The sequence below is a fragment of the Burkholderia sp. WAC0059 genome, assembly GCF_002870125.1.
Taxonomy (GTDB): domain Bacteria; phylum Pseudomonadota; class Gammaproteobacteria; order Burkholderiales; family Burkholderiaceae; genus Paraburkholderia.
Genome location: NZ_PNEO01000011.1, coordinates 31,716 through 54,693 on the forward strand (window position 1 = coordinate 31,716; position 22,978 = coordinate 54,693).

The 22,978-nt window shown below is 66.0% G+C and carries 20 protein-coding genes, 1 pseudogene and 1 riboswitch; of the genes and pseudogenes, 8 read left to right on the top strand and 13 right to left on the bottom strand.

Features of this window, described 5'->3' with window-relative positions; translation table 11 throughout:
* Positions 1–31 precede the first annotated feature (31 nt).
* Genes CY652_RS12820 through CY652_RS12865 form a run of 10 tightly spaced genes read right to left on the bottom strand, consistent with a single transcriptional unit; the run spans position 32 to position 8,835 of the window.
* A complete protein-coding gene (locus tag CY652_RS12820; protein WP_102131097.1) occupies positions 32–1,174 on the bottom strand; it encodes a class I SAM-dependent methyltransferase in 1,143 nt (380 codons plus the stop codon).
* Between the two features lie 3 nt (positions 1,175–1,177).
* Entirely contained in the window at positions 1,178–2,239 is a 1,062-nt protein-coding gene (locus tag CY652_RS12825; protein WP_102131098.1) for a zinc-binding dehydrogenase, read from the bottom strand.
* Positions 2,240–2,264: 25 nt separating this feature from the next.
* Positions 2,265–2,936, bottom strand: coding sequence for a class I SAM-dependent methyltransferase (locus CY652_RS12830; protein WP_102131099.1), 672 nt, complete (start codon positions 2,934–2,936; stop codon positions 2,265–2,267).
* Positions 2,936–3,934 carry an aminoglycoside phosphotransferase family protein gene (locus CY652_RS12835; RefSeq protein WP_102131100.1) on the bottom strand — a complete coding sequence of 333 codons (999 nt, stop codon included), beginning with the start codon at positions 3,932–3,934 and terminating at the stop codon, positions 2,936–2,938. The genes CY652_RS12830 and CY652_RS12835 overlap by 1 nt, the downstream gene beginning before the upstream one ends.
* Entirely contained in the window at positions 3,931–4,533 is a 603-nt protein-coding gene (locus CY652_RS12840) for a hypothetical protein (protein WP_102131101.1), read from the bottom strand. Before CY652_RS12840 ends, CY652_RS12835 begins: the two co-directional genes overlap by 4 nt.
* 4 nt (positions 4,534–4,537) lie before the next feature.
* Positions 4,538–5,458: a transketolase family protein gene (locus CY652_RS12845; protein ID WP_102131102.1), complete on the bottom strand. Its 921-nt coding sequence runs from the start codon at positions 5,456–5,458 to the stop codon at positions 4,538–4,540.
* The gene (locus CY652_RS12850) at positions 5,455–6,267 is read right to left on the bottom strand and encodes a transketolase (RefSeq protein WP_102131103.1); all 813 of its coding nucleotides are present in this window, start codon (positions 6,265–6,267) and stop codon (positions 5,455–5,457) included. Before CY652_RS12850 ends, CY652_RS12845 begins: the two co-directional genes overlap by 4 nt.
* 8 nt (positions 6,268–6,275) lie before the next feature.
* Positions 6,276–7,220: an NAD-dependent epimerase/dehydratase family protein gene (locus CY652_RS12855; protein WP_102131104.1), complete on the bottom strand. Its 945-nt coding sequence runs from the start codon at positions 7,218–7,220 to the stop codon at positions 6,276–6,278.
* An 8-nt stretch (positions 7,221–7,228) separates the two neighbouring features.
* On the bottom strand, positions 7,229–8,236 hold the full coding sequence (locus CY652_RS12860; RefSeq protein WP_102131105.1) for a GDP-mannose 4,6-dehydratase: 1,008 nt from the start codon (positions 8,234–8,236) through the stop codon (positions 7,229–7,231).
* Positions 8,233–8,835: an SIS domain-containing protein gene (locus CY652_RS12865; protein WP_102131106.1), complete on the bottom strand. Its 603-nt coding sequence runs from the start codon at positions 8,833–8,835 to the stop codon at positions 8,233–8,235. Before CY652_RS12865 ends, CY652_RS12860 begins: the two co-directional genes overlap by 4 nt.
* Positions 8,836–9,525: 690 nt before the next feature.
* Here CY652_RS12865 and CY652_RS12870 point away from each other — a divergent pair.
* Positions 9,526–12,024 carry a GSCFA domain-containing protein gene (locus CY652_RS12870; protein WP_102131107.1) on the top strand — a complete coding sequence of 833 codons (2,499 nt, stop codon included), beginning with the start codon at positions 9,526–9,528 and terminating at the stop codon, positions 12,022–12,024.
* 318 nt (positions 12,025–12,342) lie between these two features.
* Here CY652_RS12870 and CY652_RS12875 read toward each other — a convergent pair whose 3' ends face one another.
* Together CY652_RS12875 and cysC are read right to left on the bottom strand one after the other, a co-directional pair.
* Entirely contained in the window at positions 12,343–14,490 is a 2,148-nt protein-coding gene (locus CY652_RS12875; protein WP_258002297.1) for a tetratricopeptide repeat protein, read from the bottom strand.
* A 133-nt stretch (positions 14,491–14,623) separates the two neighbouring features.
* A pseudogene (gene cysC / locus CY652_RS12880) lies at positions 14,624–15,307 on the bottom strand (adenylyl-sulfate kinase); the annotation flags it as partial.
* Positions 15,308–15,615: 308 nt separating this feature from the next.
* Between cysC and CY652_RS12885 the strand changes: the two are divergent.
* The 7 genes from CY652_RS12885 (at position 15,616) to CY652_RS12915 (ending at position 21,724) form a co-directional block, all read left to right on the top strand.
* Positions 15,616–16,998 carry an FAD/NAD(P)-binding protein gene (locus CY652_RS12885; protein ID WP_180970567.1) on the top strand — a complete coding sequence of 461 codons (1,383 nt, stop codon included), beginning with the start codon at positions 15,616–15,618 and terminating at the stop codon, positions 16,996–16,998.
* Between the two features lie 130 nt (positions 16,999–17,128).
* A complete protein-coding gene (locus CY652_RS12890; protein WP_102131109.1) occupies positions 17,129–17,605 on the top strand; it encodes a winged helix-turn-helix transcriptional regulator in 477 nt (158 codons plus the stop codon).
* Between the two features lie 60 nt (positions 17,606–17,665).
* Positions 17,666–17,732, top strand: a riboswitch (Fluoride riboswitch).
* A gap of 72 nt (positions 17,733–17,804) precedes the next feature.
* Positions 17,805–18,191, top strand: a complete 387-nt coding sequence (gene crcB / locus CY652_RS12895; RefSeq protein WP_102131110.1) for a fluoride efflux transporter CrcB — start codon at positions 17,805–17,807, stop codon at positions 18,189–18,191.
* A gap of 265 nt (positions 18,192–18,456) precedes the next feature.
* Positions 18,457–18,876, top strand: coding sequence for a hypothetical protein (locus tag CY652_RS12900; RefSeq protein ID WP_102131111.1), 420 nt, complete (start codon positions 18,457–18,459; stop codon positions 18,874–18,876).
* A gap of 58 nt (positions 18,877–18,934) precedes the next feature.
* Entirely contained in the window at positions 18,935–19,456 is a 522-nt protein-coding gene (locus tag CY652_RS12905) for a sigma-70 family RNA polymerase sigma factor (protein ID WP_102131112.1), read from the top strand.
* Positions 19,453–20,292, top strand: coding sequence for an anti-sigma factor family protein (locus CY652_RS12910; RefSeq protein WP_102131113.1), 840 nt, complete (start codon positions 19,453–19,455; stop codon positions 20,290–20,292). Before CY652_RS12905 ends, CY652_RS12910 begins: the two co-directional genes overlap by 4 nt.
* 136 nt (positions 20,293–20,428) lie before the next feature.
* Positions 20,429–21,724, top strand: coding sequence for a hypothetical protein (locus CY652_RS12915; RefSeq protein ID WP_146010085.1), 1,296 nt, complete (start codon positions 20,429–20,431; stop codon positions 21,722–21,724).
* Positions 21,725–21,870: 146 nt separating this feature from the next.
* Here the strand turns inward: CY652_RS12915 and CY652_RS12920 are convergent, their stop codons facing one another.
* A complete protein-coding gene (locus CY652_RS12920; protein ID WP_102131115.1) occupies positions 21,871–22,974 on the bottom strand; it encodes an alkene reductase in 1,104 nt (367 codons plus the stop codon).
* Positions 22,975–22,978 lie beyond the last annotated feature (4 nt).

Here is a 22,978-nt window from a genome sequence, read left to right on the forward strand (position 1 = left end):
ATCGCAGCCAATGCGGGGCACGTCATTACATTCACTCCGGCGGCAGGACGAACCTCGACGCGGCCACACCGAGACGTCTCGCAATGGCCGACGCGATGTCGGCACGCAATGGAACGAGAATCTTCGCGTCTTCCGGTGCGTCGCGCGGCGCCCGAATCGGGAGGCCCATGTGGTGGCGGCCTATCCGGTTGCTATCCTCGTCGATGAAAAAAGCGGCACGTCCGCCGAGCGACGCAGCCAGCCAGGTCGCCGAAATACTCGAACCGAAGATTCCGCAGGCGCCCGTTACACCCTTAGCCTCGCCCAGCATCGCGTGTAGCCAGACAATGTGAGCTTCGGCAGCCCGCTGTCCGTCGTCCCCTGCCGGATACTGGGCCTTTTCCGCCACGGCGCCGGACCGGCGCCGCGCAAGCAGAGACAGCTCCTTGGCGACATAGCCCGCTTCCGCGGCGACCGGCGCGAACCCCGCATCCGCCACGACGCGCTTCAGCAAATCGGCGGTGAAATGCGTCGCATGATCCGCAATCAGGATATCGAACGGCGACGTCTTCAGGTCCGGCACTTCGATCAGTAGTACGCCGTCAGGCGTAAGGCGTTTCAGGAGCAAAGCCAGATAACGCGCGGGGTCAGGAATATGTTCGAGTGCGTGAATCAGCACGATCAGATCGAACTGCTCCTCAACGTCATCGATCGATCCCGCATAGAATCGCGTCACGCCCGGAATCGCTTCGATAGCGGCGCGATGCTGGTCTCCAAGCTCCAGCCCAGCCATCTTCCAGCCGGGATAGCGCGCCGAGAACGCGCGAAGGAATGCGCCGTTGCCGCACCCGACGTCAAGCACATGGCCGCTCTCGCGTAATTCCCCCACCGACGCAAGCCATTCGACGATACGATTCGAGCGCGCCGTGGCCGCACCGCTGGCCGACTCGAACGCAACCTGCTCTGCGCCGCCGCCCTGACTGTAGATCGCGTACCCTGCATAAATCTCGTTCGCCTCGTCGAGCCAGGCGGCTGTCACGGGTTTCTGCACGGCGCCGCAGGCGCCGCACGCCGCGAGCGCGCCGCCGGCGCGCCACGGACGGCAATCCGACGTGACTTGCACGAGGTCCGCGAAGCCAACGAGCGAATGCAGGGCAGCCCCGCAGACATGGCACCGGCACGAGCGCGCGTCCATGACCTAATCTCCTCCCATCCGCACCAGACACCGCCCCCGCACGCTCCCGCTCCTCATCGCCGCGATCGCTTCGTTGATCTCGTCGAGCGCGTAGTAATCGGTGATCAGCTCGCGCAGCATCAGTCGCCCCGCGCGATACAGCGCGTGATAACGCGGGATGTCGTTCTGCGGCACCGCCTCGCCGCCGTGCGAACCCGAGAGCGTCTTGCCGAAGTGCAGCGGCAGCGAAAACAGGCTGACGTTCTGCCCCTTGCGCGGCACGCCGACCAGCGTCACCGTGCCCTGCGGCTTTGTAATTCCGTAGCCCATCTCGATCACGGCCGGCACGCCCGTGTTGTCGATGAACACGTCGGCACCGCTGCGTACGCCCGCTTCGTCGAGCACGCGCAGAAGGTCCGCGCGCACGTCGTCGAGACTGCGCCCGCTCGCGTTGATCACGTGCGTCGCGCCGAGGCGCTTCGCCAGTTCGAGCTTGCCGTCGTGCAGATCGACCGCGACGACCGGATACGCGGACACGAGCGCCGCGGCCTGCACGATGTTGAGGCCGACCCCGCCCGCACCGTACACGACGACCGATTCGCCGATGCGCACGTCGGCGTTGTTTTCGACGATGCCGAAGCCTGTCGTCACGGCGCAGCCGAACAATGCCGCCACGGCCATGTCGCTATCGGCAGGAATCGCGGTGACGCGGTTCTCCGACACGATCGCGTATTCGTTGAACGTCGTGATCCAGCCGGCGTTCACCTGGCGGCCGTCCCACCGGTACTGCGGCGTCTCCGACTCGATGCCGAGCCCCTTGCGCCAGTGCAGCACGACCTTGTCGCCCGCCTTCACGTGACGCACGCCCGCGCCGACGTCGAGCACGGTGCCCGACGCCTCGTGACCGAGCAGATGCGGCAGGAATTTGTCCTCGCCCTTGGCGCCATCGATCTCGCCAAGCTGCGATCCGCAAATCCCGCTGAAATGGATCTTCACGAGCACCTGGCCCGCTGCAAGCGTGTCCGGCAGCGTGAGTTCGACGACTTGCAGCGGCGCGCGCAGCTCGGTCAGAACGGCGGCCTTCATGGTTTTAGGCGGCATCGGCATCGCGTCACTCGAAATAGATGAACGAGTGATCGCCGGTATAGCCGGCGTTCCCGAACCACCACGCCCATTCCTCGGGCGTGTTGAACGCTTCGCAGGTCACCTGCCAGTACAGCAGATTCGCCTTCTCCTGTTCGTTGCGGTACGACTCGACGCAGATGTACCGGTTGCGCCGCCCGACGCGCTCGATCTCGCGCAGCGCCTTGTCGAGGTCGTAGCAATGCAGGTTGTGCAGCGTGTTGATCGAGAACACCAGGTCGAACGACCCGTCGTCGAACGGCAGCGAGGTCGCGTTGCCGACGCGCAGCCGCTCGCGAACCTCCTCCTTCGCGTTCGCGATCGCATACCCGGAGATGTCGATTCCGTACACCTCGACGCCCGGCACGACCTTCGTGAAGTCGAACAGCAGAAATGCCTTGCCGCAGCCGACGTCGAGAATCCGGTCGCCCGGCTTGATGCCGTAATGCCCGGCCATCGCGCGCGCGACCTTTTCCCAACGGCCTTCGAGGTAGCGATAGCCGCCATAGCAAATGCGCCGGTCGCCGTCCCAGTAATCGTGGCCCCACTGCTTCGCGAGTTCCGCGGCGCGCGGCTTCGGATACTCGGGGTCGTTCACGCGCGCGAGATAGTCGCGCGTCGTACTCTTGTGAATCGCGGAAAGAAAATCGACGTAAGCCATCAGAATGCCTCGATGTGTTCGAAATGCCGCTCGAAGTAGCGGCTTGCCTTGTCGAGTTGCGAGGCCAGTAGTCCGTCCTGCGCCAGGCCCGCATGAATGCGACGCCGGCGGTGCTCGGTCCGGAACTCGTTCAGCAGGATGCAGCACCATTTGAGCCGGTGCGCAGGCAGCAGCAGCGCGACGCGCCCGGCCAGCCCGCTGTCCGGCGCGAGGCCACGCGCGAGCACGCCGACGAATTGCCGCCCCTGTTCGAGGCTCACCGGAATCTCCGGCTGGCAAATGAAATCGCACGCGAGTTTCACGGGATCGTCCCACCCTGCATACTCGAAGTCGACGAACGACAGGCGGCCGTTGTGGGCTAACGCGTTGTGCAGGCCGAAATCGGACGGCGAAAGAATCGGCGCGACGCGATGCTGTCCCGCCTGATGTCCGGCGAGCGTCGTTTCCAGCTCGCGCCACGCCGGCGCGATGCGTTCAGCGACGAATGCGTGCGCCTGTCGCTCGATCGTTGCGCCCGCGTCGTCGCCCGTCAGTTGCGCGATGCGCGCGCGCGTCAGCGCCAGATGGTCGTCCCACTGCATGCACGCATCGGCGGCGCGCGCCAGCGTGCCGGTCTCCGCAGCCGTGTTGCCGGCGTTGATCGCGACGACGAATTGCGCGGCCTGCGCGACGAAATCGTCGGTCGCGTCACGAGGACGCTCGCCGGGCAGGCACGTGTATAACGCGGCCTGCAATGCGCGGTCGATGCCGAGCGGCTCCGCGACGTTCGCGATGCCGCGCCCGCGCAAATAGCCGAGAAACGCGGTTTCGGCGCCCAGCCGGTCGTGCGCCTGCGGCGCGCGCTGGTAATAGCGCTTGAGGATCCACCGTCCCTCCTCATTGCTGATCCGCACAACGCGACTGTTGCGACCGCCGCCGACGGGTTCGACCTCGAACGGACCACGCACGCCGCAGCGTTCGCAGAAGGCGGTCACCGCGTCGTCGAGCGGCCCGTTCATGACAACCCGATCAGCGCCGGCAACGCAGCCCACGCGCGCAGCGTGGGCCATTCCGGCCGCGCGGGCGCGGCGGCGTTCGGTGCGAAGTGAATCTTCCCGATGTGGTCGGGCAGCATCTCGAGAATCTCCGGCAGGTCGTCGACGTAGTGCGTGCAGCCCAGCTCGACGATACGCGCGACCTTGTCCTGCTTCGTCAGCTCGAAGAACACCGCATCCTCGGCCCAGCCCAGCCGCCGCCGGTCGTGAAAGCCCTGGCGATCGAGCCACTGCCGCGCGGCGCCGTGCAAGTCGCACGGTTCGCCGCGGTACGGCGTCTTCGTCTTGTGACTGACGATGCGCATCGCGACACCCTCGCGCGTCAGTCGGTCGAGCGTCGTCAGCACGCCGTCGTACGGCTCGGCCTCGAGAATCCGCGAACCGTAGACGATGCCTTGCAGCAACGTCCAGTCGTCCTCGCGGCCGGCCGCGCGCAGGTAGTCCCGCACCGCGTTCTTTTCGGGCGCGACGGTCTCGGGTATCCATGCCCGCTCGAACGCGACCTTGTGAAATAGCCGGTCATAGCTAATCAGCGTGTTGTCGAAGTCGAGACCGAGCAGCATGAGTTCAGCCCAGAAGGTCGAGCACGCGCGCCGCGATCGCGGCGGCATCGAGGCCGACGGCGGCGCGCGCCTCCTGCTGGTCACCGCAGCTACTCAGGAAGCGGTCCGGACCGCCGAGACACAGCAGTTTGCGCAGGTCGACGCGGCGCGCGCTGCCCCATTCGAGCACCGCGCTGCCGGCACCGCCAGCCAGTCCGTGCTCCTCGAGCACGACGACGAGCTTGCGGTCCGCGAACGCGGAAGCCAGCAGCGCGTCGTCGAGCGGCTTGACGGTGTGCAGGCTGACGACGTCGGCCAGGCAGTGTTTTGCAGCAAGCGCGTCCGCGGTTTCGAGCGCGGTCGCCAGCATGTTGCCGACGCTCAGGATCGCAACGTCGTTGCCCGTCCGCATCGTGATGCCGCAGCCGATCTCGAAGGCGGGCAGCGTCGCATGAATCTTCGGCTCGCCCTTCTTGCCGAGCCGGATATACGTCGGACGGCCGATGCGCAGCGCGTCGGCCAGCGCGAGTTTCACCTCGACCGGGTCCGCCGGGCAGACGACGTGCATGTTCGGCAGCGTACGCAAAATCGCGATGTCCTCCATCGAATGATGCGTGGCGCCCAGCTCCGCATACGACAGCCCGGCACCCGTGCCGACGATGATCACCGGCAGGTCCGGATAGCACACGTCGAGCCGGATCTGTTCGAGGCAGCGGACCGTGTTGAACGGCGTGATCGTGTACGTGACCGGCCGCAGCCCCGAGGCGGCAAGACCGGCCGCGACGCCGGTCATGTTGGCCTCGGCGACGCCGCAGTTGTAGAAGCGGTCCGGATGCCGCTCCTTGAAGCCGTCGAACAGGCGGTTGCCGATATCGCCGGCCAGCATCACGAGTTCGGGATGCTGGTCGCCGAGTTCGGTAACCGCCGCGGCAAACGCGTTTCTCATGCGGCCTCCACCCCGAGTTCGGCCCACGCGCGCGCGACTTCGTCGGCGGTCGGGATGCGGTAATGCCAGTTGTTGTCGTCTTCCATGAACGATACGCCGCGCCCCTTCACGGTATGCGCGACGACCATCGTCGGCCGCGCTTCGGCGGCGGATACGCCGGCCACCGCGCGGCGAATCTGTTCGTGATCGTGCCCGTCGATTTCGTGGACGTTCCAGCCGAAACTGCGGAACTTGTCCGCGAGCGGATCGAGCGCGAGCACTTCGCGGCTACGCCCGGTCGCCTGCCACTTGTTGAAATCGACGAACGCGCACAGATTGCCAAGCCTGTTCGCCGCGGCAAACAGGCTCGCTTCCCAGACCGAGCCTTCGTTGCATTCGCCGTCGCTCATCAGCACGAACGTCCGGTACGCGCGTCGCTGGATGCGGCCGGCCAGCGCAAACCCGCAGCCGATCGGCAGGCCGTGCCCGAGGCTGCCGGTCGCCGCCTCGACGCCCGGCAGCTTCGGCGACGGGTGCTCTTCGAGCAGTGAGCCGGCCTCGCCGTAGGTGTCCAGATCGGCGCGCGTGATGAAGCCGCGATGCGCGAGCGCAACGTACAGCGCAGCGGCCGCGTGACCCTTGCTCAGAACGAAGCGGTCGCGGTCCGCCCAGCGCGGCTGCCGCGGATCGACGTTGAGCACCGACTCGTACAACACTGCGACGATGTCGATACACGACAGCGCGGAAGCCAGATGCGCGGCCCGTGCCCGGTGCGACATCGCCACGACGCGGGCGCGGAACTGTGCGGCAAGGCGCGCGGAGTCGCTCATGCCGCCTCCTATGCGTTCAGGCCCAGATGTTTCATCCAGCGCACGGTGTGGCACTGGTCGTTCTCGACGAGCAGGCCATCCCGGTGGCAATGGATCAGCTCGTCGATCGCGTCGTCCACCGTGCGGCGCGGCGCGAATCCGGTTGCAAGGAGCTTGTCGGAATTCTGCCGGTAAGAGCGCGGATCGTTCGATTCGGACACGACCAGCTCCGCCGAAACCTTGCGGCTCACGCGCTGGGCGATGTCGAGAATCGAAATGTTCTCGAAGCCCGCGTTGTAGCAGCCGGCCGCGAGATCCGGATGCCCGAGGAAATGCCGGTACACGTCGGCCATGTCCCGGACGTGGATGTTCGGACGCGTCTGGGCGCCGCCGAATACCGTGATCCGGCCGTTGCGCAGCGCCTGCCACGTGAACATGTTGACGGTCACGTCGAGGCGCATGCGGGGCGAGTATCCGCACACGGTGGCTGGGCGGATGCAATGCACCTGCATGCGGTCCGCGTAGCTCAGCACGACGCGTTCGGCCACCATCTTGGTCTTGTTGTATGCCGAGATCGGCACCAGCGACAGATCTTCGGTCACCTGCGGCTCGTCCTTGACGCCGTACACGCTGCCCGAACTCGCGAAGAGGAAATGGCGCACGCCGGCTCGCACCGCGCGGTCGGCCAACTGCTGCGTTGCGAGCACGTTGACTTCCCACGAAAGCGTCGGGTTCAACTCGACACCCGGATCGTTCGCGATGTTCGCCAGATGGATCACCGTGTCCACGCCGTCGAGCGGCAACGCGTCGACGTCGCGCGTGTCCTGCCTGAACACGGACAGACGCGGATGCGACACCAGGTGATTGCCGAACCACTGGGTATCCACGACACGCACGTCGTGGCCGTCTTCGAGCAGCAGGCCGGTCAGCACCGTGCCGATGTAACCGCAACCGCCCGTCAGCAGGATATTCATTTGAAGCCTTAAGGTTTATGGACGTAGTCCGTGCGCTCGTTGCGCAACGTGGCGAGATTCGCGTCGACCCACGCCAATGTCTCGCGCAATCCGTCGGCCAGCGCGACGCGATCCTGCCAGCCGAGCTCCGCGCGGATCTTGCCGCTATCGAGCAGATACGCCTGGTCCTTGCCGAGCCGCTCGCCGACCACCTCGACCAGTTCGTCGAAACGCGCATCGACGAGGCCGCAGATCATCCCGACGAGCTCGCGGATAGAAACCGTCTCGCGCGTCGAGATGTGATAGCTGTCGCCGGGCCGTCCGGCCGTGGCGACGCGCCATGTCGCGTCCGCGACGTCGTCGATGTGGATGAACGAGCGGATCGAGTGGCCGCCGCCGTGAAGCTGGAGCCTGCGTCCGAGGCGCGCGAACAGCAGCGTGCGCGGAACGATCCGGTATAGCTGCTGCCCGGGCCCGTAGACGTTCGCCGCGCGCGTGAACACCACGGGAAACTGATAGGCCTTGAAGAAGCTCATCAGGTGCAGGTCGCAGGCAGCGCGCGACACTGCATACGGCGTGCTCGGCGCGAACTCGAAGCGCTCGGCGATCCAGCCGTCGGTGCTGCCGTATGCCTCGGGCGTCGACACGTGCACGTAGCGGCGAATAAACGGCAACTTGCGCAGCCTGTCGTGCAGCCGGACCTGGCCCACCACGTTGGTCTGATACCAGTGCTCGGGCGTTACCCAACTCTGCGCGACCATGCCCTGCGCGGCGAAGTTGACGACGTACTCGGGCTGGAATTCGCCCGTCAGCGCCAACAGTTCGTCGAGTTGATGATTGATGTCGATCTGCGCGAAGCGGAACCGCTCCGCGGCATTGAGCGCGCGATACGGCAGGTAGACGTCGTGCGGCTCGGCGGAGCGGCTCACGCCGAGCACCTGATGCCCGTTCTGCAGCAGATATTTGACGAACTGCGCGCCGGAAAACGAATTGCTTCCGATCACCAGAAAGCGCTGACCGGTTTGCGCACCTGTCATTGAACGACTCCGCTGGATCGCGTCGGCACCACGCCGCTGACCGGATTCGCGTACAGCCACTGCATGCAGATATGGCCGATCATCAACTGCAAGTCTTCGGCAATCTGCATGTCGTCGATCGCGAAATGGATCGGATGGTGCGCGAGCGTCTTGCAGCGCCCGCCGTCGAACGCGAGGATCGCGAACGTCGTCATCCCGAGGCGATTACCGGTTTCGAGCGCCTTCACGACGTTCGCCGAATTGCCGCTGCCGGACAGCACGACCAGCACGTCGCCGGCCTCGGCCTTCACGCGTAGCTGCTCGCTGTAGATCTGGTCGTAACCGATGTCGTTCGCAAGGCAGGTCAGCACGGCGGTATTCGCGCTCAATGCCTCGACCTTCAGACCGCCGCGGCGATTGTTCAGGCCGACCCCGTACAGCATGTCGTTCGCCAGATGGACCGCGTTGCCGGCGCTGCCGCCGTTGCCGCACAGGAATACCGAACGGCCCGCGCCCCACGCATCGCGCAATGCGGCGGCCAGCACCGGCACCTGGTGCATTGCATCCATCGCCAACGCCTGCGTGAGCCGGGTAGCGTAGTTATGTATGAGTTCCTGCATGCGATCCCGTCCTGTCGACGTTTGCCCCCCGACTCCGCGCCATGGCGCGCGCATCGGACTCGCTTCATTTTCAGATTGCAAGAGCAGTTTACTGATCGTCAGCCGGCGTAAAACGGGGAATACAGGCCGGTTTCACCAGCAATTTGCCGTCCAGCGCCGCCGGGCACGGCCGGATTGACGCCAGGCCAGGGCAGCCGCGGGCCAGGTACGCGCCGTCGCCCTCGAGCCGAGGCTGAGCCAGGCTGGAGCCAGGGCGCGATGCCATCCGGCCGCCCAACAGCCGCTCACCCCCGCCCACTACCGCCGCTCACGTTGCCGGCGCGCGGTGACAACTACCGCGGCGTCCACCCGTTCCGCCGTGGCCTAGTCGCGCGACGATGGCAGCCGCAACGGCACGGGCAAGTGGGCGAGTGGTTCACGCTGTTGCGGTGGCACGGAGGGGGACGCGCGAAGGGGGACGACCAGGCAGGACGAAATCCGCGCACAAGGCCATCACGCAAAGAGCGGCAGGCAAGTCGCGTTTCTTCAAATAGAAATGTGAACCTTCGCCTGTTCGATCGATTGGTCTCGCTACCGCGACGCTATGCTTAATTTGGCATAGTCCACCCAAGCATTCGAACATATAGAAGTCGTTCATTCTGCCTGCCAATACGCAGGCGGCCGCCCTATTTTGCTATCGCCGCCACCATCATGATTTCTATCGTCATTCCGGCGTATAACTGCGCGAATTACCTGCCCGACTCCATCGAGAGCGTCCTGCAGCAGGGCATTGTCGATATTGAACTTATCGTGTACGACGACGGCTCGACGGACGATACCCCGGAAATCGCCAAAGCGTTTGCCTCCAGAGACAGTCGAGTCAAGTATGTCCTTAACCAGAAGAGTCTCGGTGCCGTACATAACATCAATCAGGGCGTCAGAATGGCGGAGGGCGATTTCATCCAGATTCTTGGCCCAGGCCACGTACTGGTTCCAGATGGCCTGCAAGCGTTAAAGTCGGCGCTGGATGCCCATCCTGAATGCGGCTACGCCTATGGGCGCTACGCAATGCTCGACAAGGACGGACAGCGTAGATCGCTCCGGCAGCCGGGATGGATGAATGGAAACTACTTCGGCACACGCGCCGAGTTTCCCCATCTTCTGCAGTTCGATCCATACATCGATATCGAGGGCGCAACGTTGTTTCGCAGAGCGGCTCTCGGCACCGATGACTTCTTCGACACGTCTCTCGACGCATCGGTCTCGGCATTCGGCGAGTCCTTCTTCAGGGCCACCGATTTGGCACTGGTGCTCAGGCTATCGGCGCAGGGTGTCAGAAGCGCCTTTGTCGACCGTGATGTCAGTATCAGCGTCGATCAAACCGAATTGACGCAGAGCTACGAAAAATCTGGACTCTCGTTTCTTGAGTTTTCCGTATTACTGAAAAAGTATTTCACAGTGCAGACTGCCGCTCGACTTGTGCCGCATGTGAACGATATCCTGAAGTTCTACATGGGCAAGCTCGATACGCTTAGGACATCCGTCACCCCGGAGTTGTCCGGACGACTGGAAATATGTGTCGCATATGCGTCAGAGATACTCGCCACCATCAGGTCGGTGATTGCGGAGTTCTCACGCGAAAATCATTTCAACCTGGCGGAAAATCCTCCCTCCCCTGCCTCCGACAGGTCGAGCAGCCTGAATATCGATGTCTGGAAAAATCAGGCAAAGCAGGCGCTTTCGACCAGTCGAGGCATTCGCGAAACAATTGCCACGGTGGAAACCCAGGGTGTGAGCGAGTCCGACTGGGAAGCCCACCTGCTGCTTGGCTTGCTGTACGGCCGAACCGATAACGTTGCCAAGGCCATCAGGCACCTCGAGCTCTCGCTCGTCCACAACGCCCGGAATCCGGACACAGTATTCTTTCTGGGCCAATATCGTTGTCACCTGGTCGGTAGCCATAAGGGGTGGGCAATTCAACGCGATCACGCGAGAAATGCCCTTCGATTGATCGAAAATACACCGAACCCTGCAAGCTGGCCCCAACTCAAACTTTGCCTTGAGACCCTGGCCCAGATGGCAACTTACGTTGGCCCGACCGAGGAAGCTGAATATGCGTATCGCTGGCTCATACGGCTCGACCCGGAAAACGCCAGTTACTATGCGAAGCTTTCCCAATTGCGTGCCAATGATAATTTCGAAGAGGCCATCGAACTGCTGGACAAGGCGCAATCCCTCAATCCCAACGTAACAGACAAGAGCGAGGCCGAATTCTCACGCGAATTACGGCGTAGCAGCTCCCGGCGATCCCCCAAAACGCGTGCAAAATATCCGACGACGACGGAGATGAGCGGTGATCTGAAGTCCGTCGTCGAATCCACTCTGGTGCGAGGAATTGCGAAGCAGAATTTCATCACACGGAATACCCGGTTTTTTACGCTCGGTTCCTGCTTTGCAAGAGAGGTCGCGGCCCGCCTGCGCGAACGCGGCTATCAGGCCGACTACTTCCAGGTGGCCGAGCATATCAACTCTACTTTTGCCAACCGAAGTCTGATGGACTGGGTGTTTGGCCGCTGCGAAGGTCAACCCCGGCAGCGCCTCGATGAACTTTTTGCCCCTCTTAACGTCACGCCGGAGAATCTCAAGGCGCGTCTGGCAGCAGCCGAAGTATTTGTCTATACATTAGGCGTGGCCCCTGCGTTCTTCGACAGAAAATCAAAAGAATTCGTAATGCCAACCGATTCGCTTCTAGGTACACGGGCATTCGCAGAGCTATTCGACTTCCGAACCACAACTGTCCAGGAAAATCTGGAAAACCTGGAATACATCACGTCGTGTATTAAATCGTTAAATCCCGATGCCAGGATTGTGATTACGGTAAGTCCCGTTCCTTTACATGCGACGTTCGAATTCAAATCAGCAATACAGGCAGACTGCATCTCGAAGTCCATATTGCGTATAGTCGCACATGAGTTCGCTTCAAAGTACCCGGAAACAATCTATTGGCCAGGCTTCGAGGTCGTGCGTTGGCTTGGTGGGCACGTTGGTCCGTACTATGGTCTTGACGACGGGGCTGCCTGGCATATCGGCGACGATATCGTGAAGACCATCACAGATTTGTTCATCGAGCACTTTTCCGATTCGGCCGCCGGGAATATTGACGATGGTCTGGCTGGCGATATCCCGGAAGGGGCATCTGCCCATGTATAGAGCGCTTTCATCCAGCTCCCGCAAAGACGAGAGCAGTTCGTAAGCGCAGCGTTGTCGTTACATGGAATGTTCTTGTCAGGAAGGTTGCTCGCTAATGCGTCGCAACCTTTTTTATAGCGGATAGATGGGCTACTCGTTCTCCCGCGTCATGTCACCCTCAATGTAATCGGACACAGCAGGTTTCGGCACAAAAGACCAGCATGTGACCCAGTTGTCGTCGGCCTACGGCTTTCCCTGAACGACACCATGGTCTCGCCGCTCTCGGCGTTCGCCCCGTCAAAGCAGCTCACCGGTTGCGCGACGGTGACCGAAGCGGCCTCAGCGGGCCGACACCCACTCCCCCAACGCCCGCCCCACCCGCCCGACAAGCCCCGCCCAGGCCCCGCCTTCCCCCGCCTGCCGAAACAACCGCCCTCCCGGATACCACGGCGAATCCTCGCGCCCATGCATCCACCGCCAGTCGACGTCGTGCGCCGGCAGCATCACCCAGCACGGCGTGCCCAGCGAGGCGGCCAGGTGCGCGACCGACGTATCCACGCAAATCACGAGATCGAGCTGCGCGACAATGGCCGCCGTATCGGCCAGATCGGCCGCGTCCGAGCCCAGATGCAGCAGCGGCTGGCCCGCGGGCGGCGACTGCGCCTCGTGTTCCCCCTGCCCCTTCTGCAGGCTCACGAACCGCACGCCCGCTACATTCCAGAGCGGAGCAAGCGCGGCGAGCGAGGGTAGCGAGCGGTTCGCGTCGTTGTGGTGACGCGGATTGCCCTTCCAGACGAGCCCGACCCGGCGGCCCGGCGCAAGCGCTTCGAGCCGCGCGCGCCAAGCCTCGACGAGCGCGGCGTCGGGCCTCAGATAGACGGCCGGCACCGTCGCCTCGCCGCGCAGATGCAGCGGCACGCCGAGCAGGCTCGTCCAGCAGTCGAACGTCAGCGCGCGCGCCTGGGCCGCGTCGTGATCGAGCACCTCGTCGACGCCGGCAACCGAGCCCAGCAACCGGTGCAGCGCGGGCATGCAGGCCACCGTGAGCCGCGCGACGCCGCGCGCCTTGAGCTGCGCCAGATAGCGCCCGAACTGGATCATGTCGCCGAGACCGTCCTCCTGCCACACGAGCAGCGACCGGCCGTCGAGCGCCTCGCCCCGCCATCTCGGGCAGCGCAGGATCGACACGGAGCGGTGATGGACGAAGCCCGGCATCGCATAGCGGGACTCGTAGAGCGGCCAGGCTTCCTCGAAGCGCCCCAAGCTGAGCAGTAGCGTCGCGAGCCCGAACTGCGCCTCGGCATAGTCGACGCGCAGCGCGACCGCCTGCCGGTAGGCGGCTTCCGATTCGTCGAGCCGGTCGAGCCACTTGAGCATGGTGCCGAGGTTGTACCAGGTCTCGGGCAGATCGGCGCGGCAGGCCAGCGCCCGCCGGTAAACCGCGATCGCCTCGGCCGCGCGGCCGCCGGCCTGCAATACGCTGCCGAGGTTGTTCAGCGTCTTCACGTCGTCCGGACGCAATTCGAGCGCGCGCCGGTAGCTGGCCTCGGCGTCCGCCAGCCGGTTCTGCGCGTGCAGCACGATGCCCAGGTTGTAGTGGCACGCGGCGAACGGCTCGCGGATCGCCAGCGCCTGCCGGTAGGCGGCCTCGGCCTCCGCGAGGCGCCCCAGTTTCTCGAGGATGGTGCCGAGATTGTTGCAGGCCTCGGCGAAGGCCGGGCGCTGCGCGACGGCGAGCCGGCATGCCGCTTCCGCATCGCCGAAACGCCCGAGCATCTTCAGCACGCTCGCGAGGTTGTTCAGCGCGAGCGGATAGTGCGGACGAATCGCGATCGCCTGCCGGTACGCGGCCTCGGCCTCGGGCAGGCGGCCCAGTTCGCGAAGCACGTTGCCGAGGTTGTTGTGCGATTCCGCGTGCGCCGGATGCAGCGCCAGCACGCGGTGGTAGGCGGCCTCCGCTTCGGGCAGCCTGCGCGCGGCCTGAAGCGCGAGCCCGAGGTTGTAGCGGGCCTCGACGTAATCCGGACGAATCGCCAGCGCGCGCGCGTAGGCCGCTTCGGCCTCGTCGCGACGGCCCAGCTCCTGCAGCACGGCTCCGTGGTTGTTGTGGGCCTCGGCACGATCCGGGCACAGCGCGGCCCATTGCCGGTAGAGCGTCTCCGCGTCGGCCAGCCGCCCGAGTCCCTTGAGCATGGTGCCGAGATGGCAGTAGGCGTCGGCGAAACCGGCGTCGAGCCCGATCGCGCGGCGCCAGCAGGCCTCTGCGTCGCCGATCCGGCCGAGGCCGAGCAAGCACACCGCCGCGATGTTCAGCGCGTGCAGCCGCGCCGGTTGCGGAACGTCCGCGCTCGCGTCGAGCGCCGGCGTCACGCGCGTTAGCGCCTCGGCGAACCGGCCCGCACGGCAGAGCGCCTCGGCCGACGGGCCGGAATCTTCCTCACCATGTTCCGCACCATGCGCGGGCAAATCGCTCGGGCGTGTCTCCAACGGGGGGTCCGCAATGAAAATAGAGGGGCGAGGATAAGGTAACGCGGGCCGCACGCGCCCAAAGCCCTTATCTGGGCCTCATATGCGGTTCAAATTGGAGATTTGCCCGTACGTAACGCGCGAAACGGCGCCGCTACTCCCCGTCCTCACGCCAGAACTTCGGCAGTTCGCGAAGCACGTGCTGCGCGGCGTCGAATGCATCGTAGCGCGTCGTGTCGATCCGGATTTCAGGCGCCTCGGGCGCCTCGTAGGGCGAATCGATCCCCGTGAAGTTCTTCAGCTCGCCGCGGCGTGCGCGCTTGTACAGGCCCTTGGGGTCCCGCGCCTCCGCCACGTCGAGCGGCGTGTCGACGAAAATTTCGACGAATTCGCCGGGCGCGAGCAGCTCGCGCGCGAGGCGCCGGTCGGCGCGAAACGGCGAGATGAGCGACACGAGCACGACGAGGCCGGCATCGACCATCAGCCGCGCCACTTCGGCGACGCGACGAATATTCTCCACGCGGTCGGCGTCGGTGAAGCCGAGGTCCCGGTTCAGGCCGTGCCGGACGTTGTCGCCGTCGAGCAGGTAGGTCGACCGCCCGAGCGCGTGCAACTGCTTCTCCACGAGATTGGCGAGCGTGGACTTGCCCGCGCCCGAAAGACCCGTAAACCAGAGCACGCACGGCCGGTTGCCGGTCAGCGCCGCGCGCGCGCGTTTCGTCACTTCCAGCGACTGCCAATGCACGTTCCGGGAATCGGGCGACTCGGGGGAAACGACGTCCTTGCCCGATGCCCCGCTTGTCCGCACTTGCGCCAACTGAATACCTCCCGCCGATCTTCGATCACCCATGATTTCCGGCACCCGCGCGATCCAGTCCGGAGACAGCCCCTCCCAAAACCCCTGCCGACAGGCAGTAGATGAAGCGCCCGGAGACGATCGACTATCATGCCGACACTGCAACGATGATACTTCAACGCCTCTCGCCGCCTCAGAAGCGACCGGGGAAACGAGGCTCCATTTGGTGCCGCCCCGCGAGGCCCGGCGAACAACCCCGACGCCCCCATGCCGACGACGACCGTTTCCCGCTCCGCTATCCTCCACGCCTCGCCGCCGGGGCGCCGCCGCCCGGCGGCGGGAGACGCCTGATGATGCAAGCCCGGACCATCGCCATCGTCGGCGCGGGTTTCAGCGGCGCCGTCACCGCGATCCAGCTCATGCGCCGGGCCGCGGCCCCGTTGCGCGTCGTGCTCGTCAACAAGTCCGGCCAGATGGCGCGCGGCCTCGCCTACGGCACGCACAGCCCCGACCATCTGCTCAACGTGCCCGCCGGCAACATGAGCGCGCTCGACGACGAACCCGACAGCTTCCTCGACTATTGCCGCCGCGCCGGCCTCGCCGTGCAGGCGCACGGCTTCGTGCCGCGCGCCCTGTACGGCGCCTATCTCGACGACCTGCTGGAGCGCGCCGGATCGAACGGGCCGGGCGTGCTCGAACGCGTCGTGGGCGAAGTGCTCGACGTCTCGTCGGCGGACGGTTCGCGCGTGACGGTCTCGCTCGACGGCGCACGGCGGATCGATTGCGACGCGGTCGTGCTCGCGTTCGGCCATTTCGCCCCGCGCGACGTGCTGCCCCGATCGGCGCTCGACGCGCTCGGCGCGCGCTACGTTGCCGATCCGTGGTCGGCCGATCCGCTGCGCGACGTGCCGCGCGACGGCGACGTGCTCCTCGTCGGAACCGGCCTGACCGCGCTCGACGTCGTCAGCTCGCTGCACCGCGTCGGCCACGCGGGACGCATCGTCTGCGTGTCGCGCCACGGCCTCGTGCCGCGCGGTCATCGCCGCGAGGGCGCGACGGCGGGCGTGATCGACGGCGCCGCGCTGGCGGCCGCGATGGGCACGTCGCTGCGCCAACAGGTTCGCGTGCTGCGCGAGGCGACCGAAGCGGCCATGACGCACGGCGAAGACTGGCGCGACTGCATGGCCGCGCTGCGCGCGCACACGCCCGCCCTGTGGCAGGCCCTGAGCCTCGCCGATCGCGACCGCTTCCTGCGGCACGTCCGCCCCTACTGGGATGCGCTGCGCCATCGCTGCGCGCCCGGCGCGCTCGACGCCGCCCAGGCGATGCAACGGGATGGCCGCCTCGAAATCCTGGCGGGCCGGCTTTGCGGCGCCCGCCTCGACGCCGCCGGCCTCGCCGAGCTGACCGTCAGGCGGCGCGGCACCGCGGAGCTTGTCGGCCGGCGCGCCCACGCCGTCGTGAACTGCACCGGGCCCGGCAGCGACCTGCGCCGCAGCGGCGTGCCGCTGCTCGACCAACTGATCGAAAAACGCCATCTGCTCCCCGACGCGCTGGGACTCGGCCTCGCCGTGGACGACCGCTACGCCGTGCTCGACGCGCAGGGCGTCGCCCAGCCCTGGCTGCGCTACATCGGCCCCCTGCTCAAGGCGCGCGACTGGGAGGCGACCGCCGTCCCCGAGCTGCGCGTGCATGCGCGGCGGCTCGCGGTCGATCTGCTGGCGGGAGCCTGACCGGGCAAGGCAATCGACGCCGGCCGGGCCGAGGAAGTGACGCTTCGTCCGCCGGATCGGCCGTGGTAGACTCGCCCGCAGTACAGCCCTTTAAGTAAGTACCTGTCCAGACCCCGCGGAGACGTCCCGAATGAGCGAAGCCCCCTTTCGTTGCGGCATGGAAGCCGTGCTCGATCTCGTCGGCGGAAAGTGGAAGCTGCTGATCCTGTTCCACCTGAGCGCGAAGCGGCGGCGCTTCGGCGAGTTGCGCCGGCTGGTCGGCGACGTCAGCGAAAAGATGCTGAGCCAGCAGCTCAAGGAGATGACGCGCGACGGGCTGGTCCGGCGCATCGACTTCCAGACCGTGCCGCCTCACGTGGAATACGAACTCGAGGCATTCGGCCTCGACCTCGGACGCGCGCTCAAACCCGTCTGCCAGTGGGGCACGCGGAACATGGAGGCGGTCGCGTCGATCGCCGACGCGCGCAACGCGCTCGATGCGTCCGATGCGCTCGGTATGCAGGCCGATGCCGACGCGACCGGCGACGCGCCGCCGCCGGCCGTCGCGTCGGCATCGGCATCGGCATCGCGCGCGCGCCGCGCGGCGGCGGCAAAATCGCCGCGCTGAGGCCGGCTTCGGGGCCATCGCAATGGCGGCGTCGCCCGCTCTTTTTCGACATGGTAAAGTGCCGCCCACGGAGATGGCATTCCTCCGCTAACCGCCGCGCTTCGCGGCTGATGATGCCTACGTGATGGCCGGACAGGCCGCGTAGGTGTCGCTCGCCTGTCCAGAACGAAAATCGACCGACAACCAACGGACAGCGCATATGTGGAAACCCATCCTGGTACTTGCGATCGGCTCGATCGCGGGCGGACTCTCGCGATGGGCGCTTGGGCTCAAGCTCAACGCGCTCTTCCCGACCATGCCGCCCGGCACGCTCGCGGCCAACTTCATCGCCGCCTACGTGATCGGCGCGGCGGTAGGCGTTTTCTCGCAGATACCCGGCCTCTCCCCCGAATGGCGGCTGCTGATCATGACCGGGTTCTGCGGCGGCCTCTCCACGTTCTCGACGTTCTCGCTGGAGGTGGTCTCGCTGCTCCAGCGCGGTCAACTGGCGTGGGCCGCCGGGGAAATCGCCGTGCACGTCTGCGGCTCGCTGGCCATGACGATCGCGGGCATCGCCTCCGCCCAGTGGCTGCTGAAATCGCACTGAAAAACCGGCGCCCCGCCCGCGGTTCGGGCCGTCCGCCGTTCGATTGCCCGATTGTTTTCGCCGTAGCGGAATAAACGCGCGTTTCCCGCGTTTACGACTGAAGCCCCGATCTTCCGCTACGCGAGCCGTGGAAAAAGCCCCAGTTTCCGATTCCCGCATCCCCCGGGTCGACTGGCGAGCCTTCGGGCCCCGCCTGCTTCGCCTCGGGCGCCGGCCTGTTCTCGCCAGCGCGGCCGCTGTCGCGATTGCAGCCGCGGCAGGGATCATGATCGGCGCGCTGCTCACCTCCTCGACCGGCCCCGCCCTCGAGGAGGCGGCCGTGACGTCGCTCGTGGAAGCGTCCGCGCAAATCCGGCACGCAGGCGCGGCCGGCGGCACGCCTGCCTCCGGCCCGGCGGCGCCGGACCTCTCGAAAGCCGGGCTGAAATGGGTGTCGTCGGGGTCGGTCGCGACCGGACCGTTTTTCACCGCGTCCCGCCATATCTACGAGACGGCCGACGGCACGCCCGTCGTATTGCTGATCGCCTTCTCGCCGGACTTTCGGCCTCGTCCGCAGTGGGTGGCTCACCGCGTGGGGCCCTACCGGCTCCTGACGTGGACGCGCTTCGGGCGCCGCTACGTTCTCGGCGGCGCGACCATGACCCGCGGCATGATGGAAGCCGCGGATATGATAGGCGGCGCATAGCGGAAAGCCGCCCGGCGCGTCGCGCCGGCCTCGCTCCGTGAAACGGAACACAGCCACCATGGATATTCGTGAGCAGTTGTACGAGCATGTCCCGCGCCTGCGCCGCTATGCCCGGGCGCTCGTCAGCAATCGCGACCTGGCCGACGACCTCGTCCAGGACACGCTCGAGCGCGGCCTGAGCCGCTACCGGCAATTCACGCCGGGCACCGACCTGCGCGCCTGGCTCTTCACGATCATGCACAGCCTCTTCGTGACCCAGACGCGCAAGGTGTCCGCACGCGCCGAGCACGTCTCCACGGACGACGAGCATTTTGTCCACGACGCCGACCTCGCGGTGCCGGCCGGCCAGACCCATCCGCTGGAAATCCGCGATCTCGACTACGCGCTGCAGCGGCTACCCGCGGAACAGCGCGCGGTCGTGCTGCTCGTCGGCCTCGAGGAAATGAGCTATGCCGAGGTGGCGAGCGCGCTCGACGTACCGGTCGGCACGGTCATGTCGAGGCTGTCGCGCGGACGCGAACGACTGCGGGCGTTGATGTCGGGCGCGCCGCAGGGCACGAAATTGAGGGTAGTACGATGAACCAGCCATCCACCACGATTACCGACGACGATCTGCATGCCTACGTGGACGGGTCGTTGCCCGACGAGCGCCGTGCCGCCGTCGAGGCCGCGCTCGACCGGGACCCCGCGCTGGCCGCGCGCGTCAGCGACTATTTCGCGCTGAACCAGATGTTCCACGAGCGCTTCGACCGCGTGCTGGGCGAGCCCGTGCCGGCGCGTCTGGCCGCGCCCGCGGCGGCCCGGCGCGGCTGGCGGGCCGCAAATCTGCCGCGGTTCGGCGCGCAGTTTGCGGGGCTCGCCGCCGCGCTCGTGCTCGGCATCGGGATCGGCACCGAAACGCGGATCGGTTCGTCGCTGATGCAGCCGGTCCGCTTCGCGCTGCAGGGCAACGACGACAATCTGGCGCGCATGGCGAGCGCCGACAGCCCGGCGAGCTTCGCGAAGGAAGCGGCCCTCGCCCACGTCGTCTACATGCCGGCGGTGCAGCGGCCCTCGGACATGGACTCGGGCCACGAAGACGACTTCTCGCAATGGATGTCCGCCCAACTGGGCACGGACACGCACGCGCCGGTGCTGACCGCGGCCGGGTTCGAGCTGACGGGCGGCCGCATGCTGCCGGGCCACGTCGCGCAATACATGTACCGGAGCGCCAAAGGCGAGCGCCTGACCGTCTGCGTCGCGCATCGCGACACGAGCGCCGACACCACGGCGTTCCAGTTCTACGAGGACGGTCCGGTGCGGGTCTTTTACTGGGTGGACGGCAAGTTCGGCTACGCCGTGTCGGGCGGATTGCCGAAGAGCGAGCTGCTCAGCGTCTCGCACGACATCTACGGGCAGCTTACGGGGCGGAGTTAGCCGCGCGGGGCGCGCAGGCCGGCTTCGTCCGACGCGACGAAAGTTCGCGCGGGCCGTGTTTCAGGAAAGCGGGAAGGGAAATACTGGCGTTTCATCGCAGCTCCCGCTACCGCCTGCCCGTCGAACGGATGCGTTTATGACGAAGCCTGTCGGCGAAACCCATACCGCGAGCGATATCGAGTCTTCCTCGCCAGCGCAGGAATCGACACTCCACGCGCATCGTGCCGGACATACGCTGGCGAAAGCCGGCTCCATGAAAACGGACGGCGTCCTGGCCGGGCTAACAAGGAAACAGGTATCGCCCGACTCCTTCAAATGGATTCCTGTGCCGAGCGCATCGCTAAAAAATGCCGACGGCGCGGACGAGCATGACGGCATCCGGGCCGAACAGGCCGGTTACCTTTTCATCCGCGCAGCGGACGGGCGTCACGTGGAGGGGCGCGATCTCGACATGCTCGACCGCGCCCAGACGGCCGTGGACCAGACACGCGCCACGCTGCGTTACGGCCGGGCCAACGTCATCGGCGCGTCGGACGAGGCGATCAGACGTCATCACGCGCTCCGGGAAGCAACGTACCCCTACCTGGAAGAGGCATTCGATTTCGTGGAAAGTCCCGACCCAATCGGCTCCGTTACCAGCATCGAGGCGGGAGCGGCCAGGTTTCTCGATCAGGGGAATTGCAGTGAGCATGCCGCGATAGCCCTGGTTCTTGCCGGCAGGACGATGAAGGACGACGAGACGATGTTCTATGCGACCACGCGTACGAAAATGGACCATGGGTGGGCCGTGATCTCCCGCAATCCGCTTCACGCGAAGCACGATACAGGCAACCACGGCATCGCATCGCGCACCCCGACACCCGACGACGTCGTCATGGACGCATGGGCCGAAGGTCCTGCCGTTTTTGCCGGCGACGGCACGTTCTCGAAGCCGGATGCCTCGACATACGAGCGCCCGACAGATCGGGAGTCCGCCCAATTTGCGGGCGATGCGGCCGACATCATCGAGGCCCATCTGCGTGAAACCACGACGCCCGAAAACGAGATCCGGAAGTTTTCCGACACGGGCAAGCCAGTCGGCAAACCCGGATGGCGCCAGGACGAGATCCCCTCGCTCGACCGCGACCTCGCGCGTTCCGTTCTCGACCGACTCGATCAGCCGGCCGCCCTCATCGCCAACGAAGACGGTAGCGTCGAGCGCCTTCGGCCCGCAGGCGGCGACCCCGTCGCGCGAACCGGCGCCGAAGTGAAGGACGACCGGGTCGAACTGCGCAAGGCCATCCTCGCCGCGAGCGTGGCGCGATCGCTCGGCAAGGCCTCGCTCGGGGAACACGCCCCGGCCGTGAGCGTCGCCGATGCCGCCAGAATGGCGCCGGAAATCATCGAGGCGACAGAGAGGCTGGCCGGCCCGAACAAGCCGTCCGAGTCCTGAATTCTGCGATCGGCTTCGTCGGCCGGAAGAAATCGGCGGCGTCCGCACCGACGGATCGACTCGCGCACGCCCATCGCATTGCCGGCGCTTCGCGCCGCCCGATCCGGCTTGCACGCCGTGTCGGCTACACGTTTTCCATCGCCGCGTCACCCCGCGTTCGGATAATCCGCATAGCCGGCGGCGCCGCCCGCATACCACGTCTCCCGCGGCGGCACGGGCGCGAGCGCCGCGCCGCGCTTCAGGCGTTCGACGAAATCGGGATTGGCGAGGTACGGCGTGCCGAACGCCGCGAGATCGGCATCTCCCGCGCGAATGACCGCCTCGGCCCGCTCGCGGTCGAGGCCGCCGTTCGCCATCAGCACGCCGTCGTAGAACCGCCGGAAATACCGGGCCGTTCCGTCGTTCAGCGCCTCGACGGGCGTGCCGGCCAGATCGACGTCGGGATGCTGGAGCTGGAGGTACGCGATCTTCAGCTTCGCAACCTGCGAGACGAGATATTCGTAGGTCGGCAGCGTCTGCGCCGTCGGCTGCAATTCGCCCAGCGAGGCGCCGGGACTGAGCTTCAAGCCGATTCGCCCCGGCCGCCATGCGGCGATCATGGCCTCGAGTACTTCGAGCGGAAAGCGGGCGCGATTCTCGATGCTGCCGCCGTAGCGATCCTCGCGCAGGTTGAAGCGGTCGTTGAGGAATTCCGGAATCAGGTAGCCGACGGTTCCGTGCAGTTCGACGCCGTCGAATCCCGCCTGCTGCGCGAGCCGCGTCGCGCGCGCGTAGTCGTCGATCGTGCGCGCGATGTCGTCGGCCGTCATCGCCTTCGGGACCGGCGAGACCTGAAACCCGCCCGGCGTAAACACGGGCTGGGCAACGCTGACCGCCGACGGCGCCAGCGGCGGCGCCCCGCCGAGCAGATCGGGGTGCGAGACGGCGCCGCAATGGCCGAGCTGCACGAAGATCCGGCCGCCCGCCTCGTGGACGGCCCCGGTCACGCGCTTCCAGCCCTCGGCCTGCTGCTCGTCGAACAGGCCCGGCACGTTGATCGCCCCGATCGCATCCCGGTTCGGCCAGGTGCCCTCGGACAGGATCAGCCCGGCCGATGCCCGCTGGCGGTAGTACTCGGCCTGCAACGGGACGGGGATCAGCCCCGGGTTGTCGGTGCGGGCACGCGACATCGATGCCATGACGATACGATTCGGCAATTCGACTTCGCCGAGCCGAATCGGCCGGAACAGAACGTCGTCGGGTGTACTCATGATG

Bases quoted from the DNA above. Each gene is read 5' to 3' on its own strand.
- CY652_RS12900 (WP_102131111.1), top strand. From the start codon at position 18,457: ATGATCGGCGCGCTGCTCACCTCCTCGACCGGCCCCGCCCTCGAGGAG.
- CY652_RS12840 (WP_102131101.1), bottom strand. From the start codon at position 4,533: ATGCTGCTCGGTCTCGACTTCGACAACACGCTGATTAGCTATGACCGG.
- CY652_RS12860 (WP_102131105.1), bottom strand. From the start codon at position 8,236: ATGACAGGTGCGCAAACCGGTCAGCGCTTTCTGGTGATCGGAAGCAAT.
- CY652_RS12890 (WP_102131109.1), top strand. From the start codon at position 17,129: ATGAGCGAAGCCCCCTTTCGTTGCGGCATGGAAGCCGTGCTCGATCTC.
- CY652_RS12910 (WP_102131113.1), top strand. From the start codon at position 19,453: ATGAACCAGCCATCCACCACGATTACCGACGACGATCTGCATGCCTAC.
- CY652_RS12905 (WP_102131112.1), top strand. From the start codon at position 18,935: ATGGATATTCGTGAGCAGTTGTACGAGCATGTCCCGCGCCTGCGCCGC.
- CY652_RS12820 (WP_102131097.1), bottom strand. From the start codon at position 1,174: ATGGACGCGCGCTCGTGCCGGTGCCATGTCTGCGGGGCTGCCCTGCAT.
- CY652_RS12915 (WP_146010085.1), top strand. From the start codon at position 20,429: ATGACGAAGCCTGTCGGCGAAACCCATACCGCGAGCGATATCGAGTCT.
- CY652_RS12845 (WP_102131102.1), bottom strand. From the start codon at position 5,458: ATGAGAAACGCGTTTGCCGCGGCGGTTACCGAACTCGGCGACCAGCAT.
- CY652_RS12830 (WP_102131099.1), bottom strand. From the start codon at position 2,936: ATGGCTTACGTCGATTTTCTTTCCGCGATTCACAAGAGTACGACGCGC.
- CY652_RS12855 (WP_102131104.1), bottom strand. From the start codon at position 7,220: ATGAATATCCTGCTGACGGGCGGTTGCGGTTACATCGGCACGGTGCTG.
- CY652_RS12870 (WP_102131107.1), top strand. From the start codon at position 9,526: ATGATTTCTATCGTCATTCCGGCGTATAACTGCGCGAATTACCTGCCC.
- CY652_RS12835 (WP_102131100.1), bottom strand. From the start codon at position 3,934: ATGAACGGGCCGCTCGACGACGCGGTGACCGCCTTCTGCGAACGCTGC.
- CY652_RS12825 (WP_102131098.1), bottom strand. From the start codon at position 2,239: ATGAAGGCCGCCGTTCTGACCGAGCTGCGCGCGCCGCTGCAAGTCGTC.
- CY652_RS12865 (WP_102131106.1), bottom strand. From the start codon at position 8,835: ATGCAGGAACTCATACATAACTACGCTACCCGGCTCACGCAGGCGTTG.
- CY652_RS12850 (WP_102131103.1), bottom strand. From the start codon at position 6,267: ATGAGCGACTCCGCGCGCCTTGCCGCACAGTTCCGCGCCCGCGTCGTG.
- CY652_RS12920 (WP_102131115.1), bottom strand. From the start codon at position 22,974: ATGAGTACACCCGACGACGTTCTGTTCCGGCCGATTCGGCTCGGCGAA.
- CY652_RS12885 (WP_180970567.1), top strand. From the start codon at position 15,616: ATGATGCAAGCCCGGACCATCGCCATCGTCGGCGCGGGTTTCAGCGGC.
- crcB (WP_102131110.1), top strand. From the start codon at position 17,805: ATGTGGAAACCCATCCTGGTACTTGCGATCGGCTCGATCGCGGGCGGA.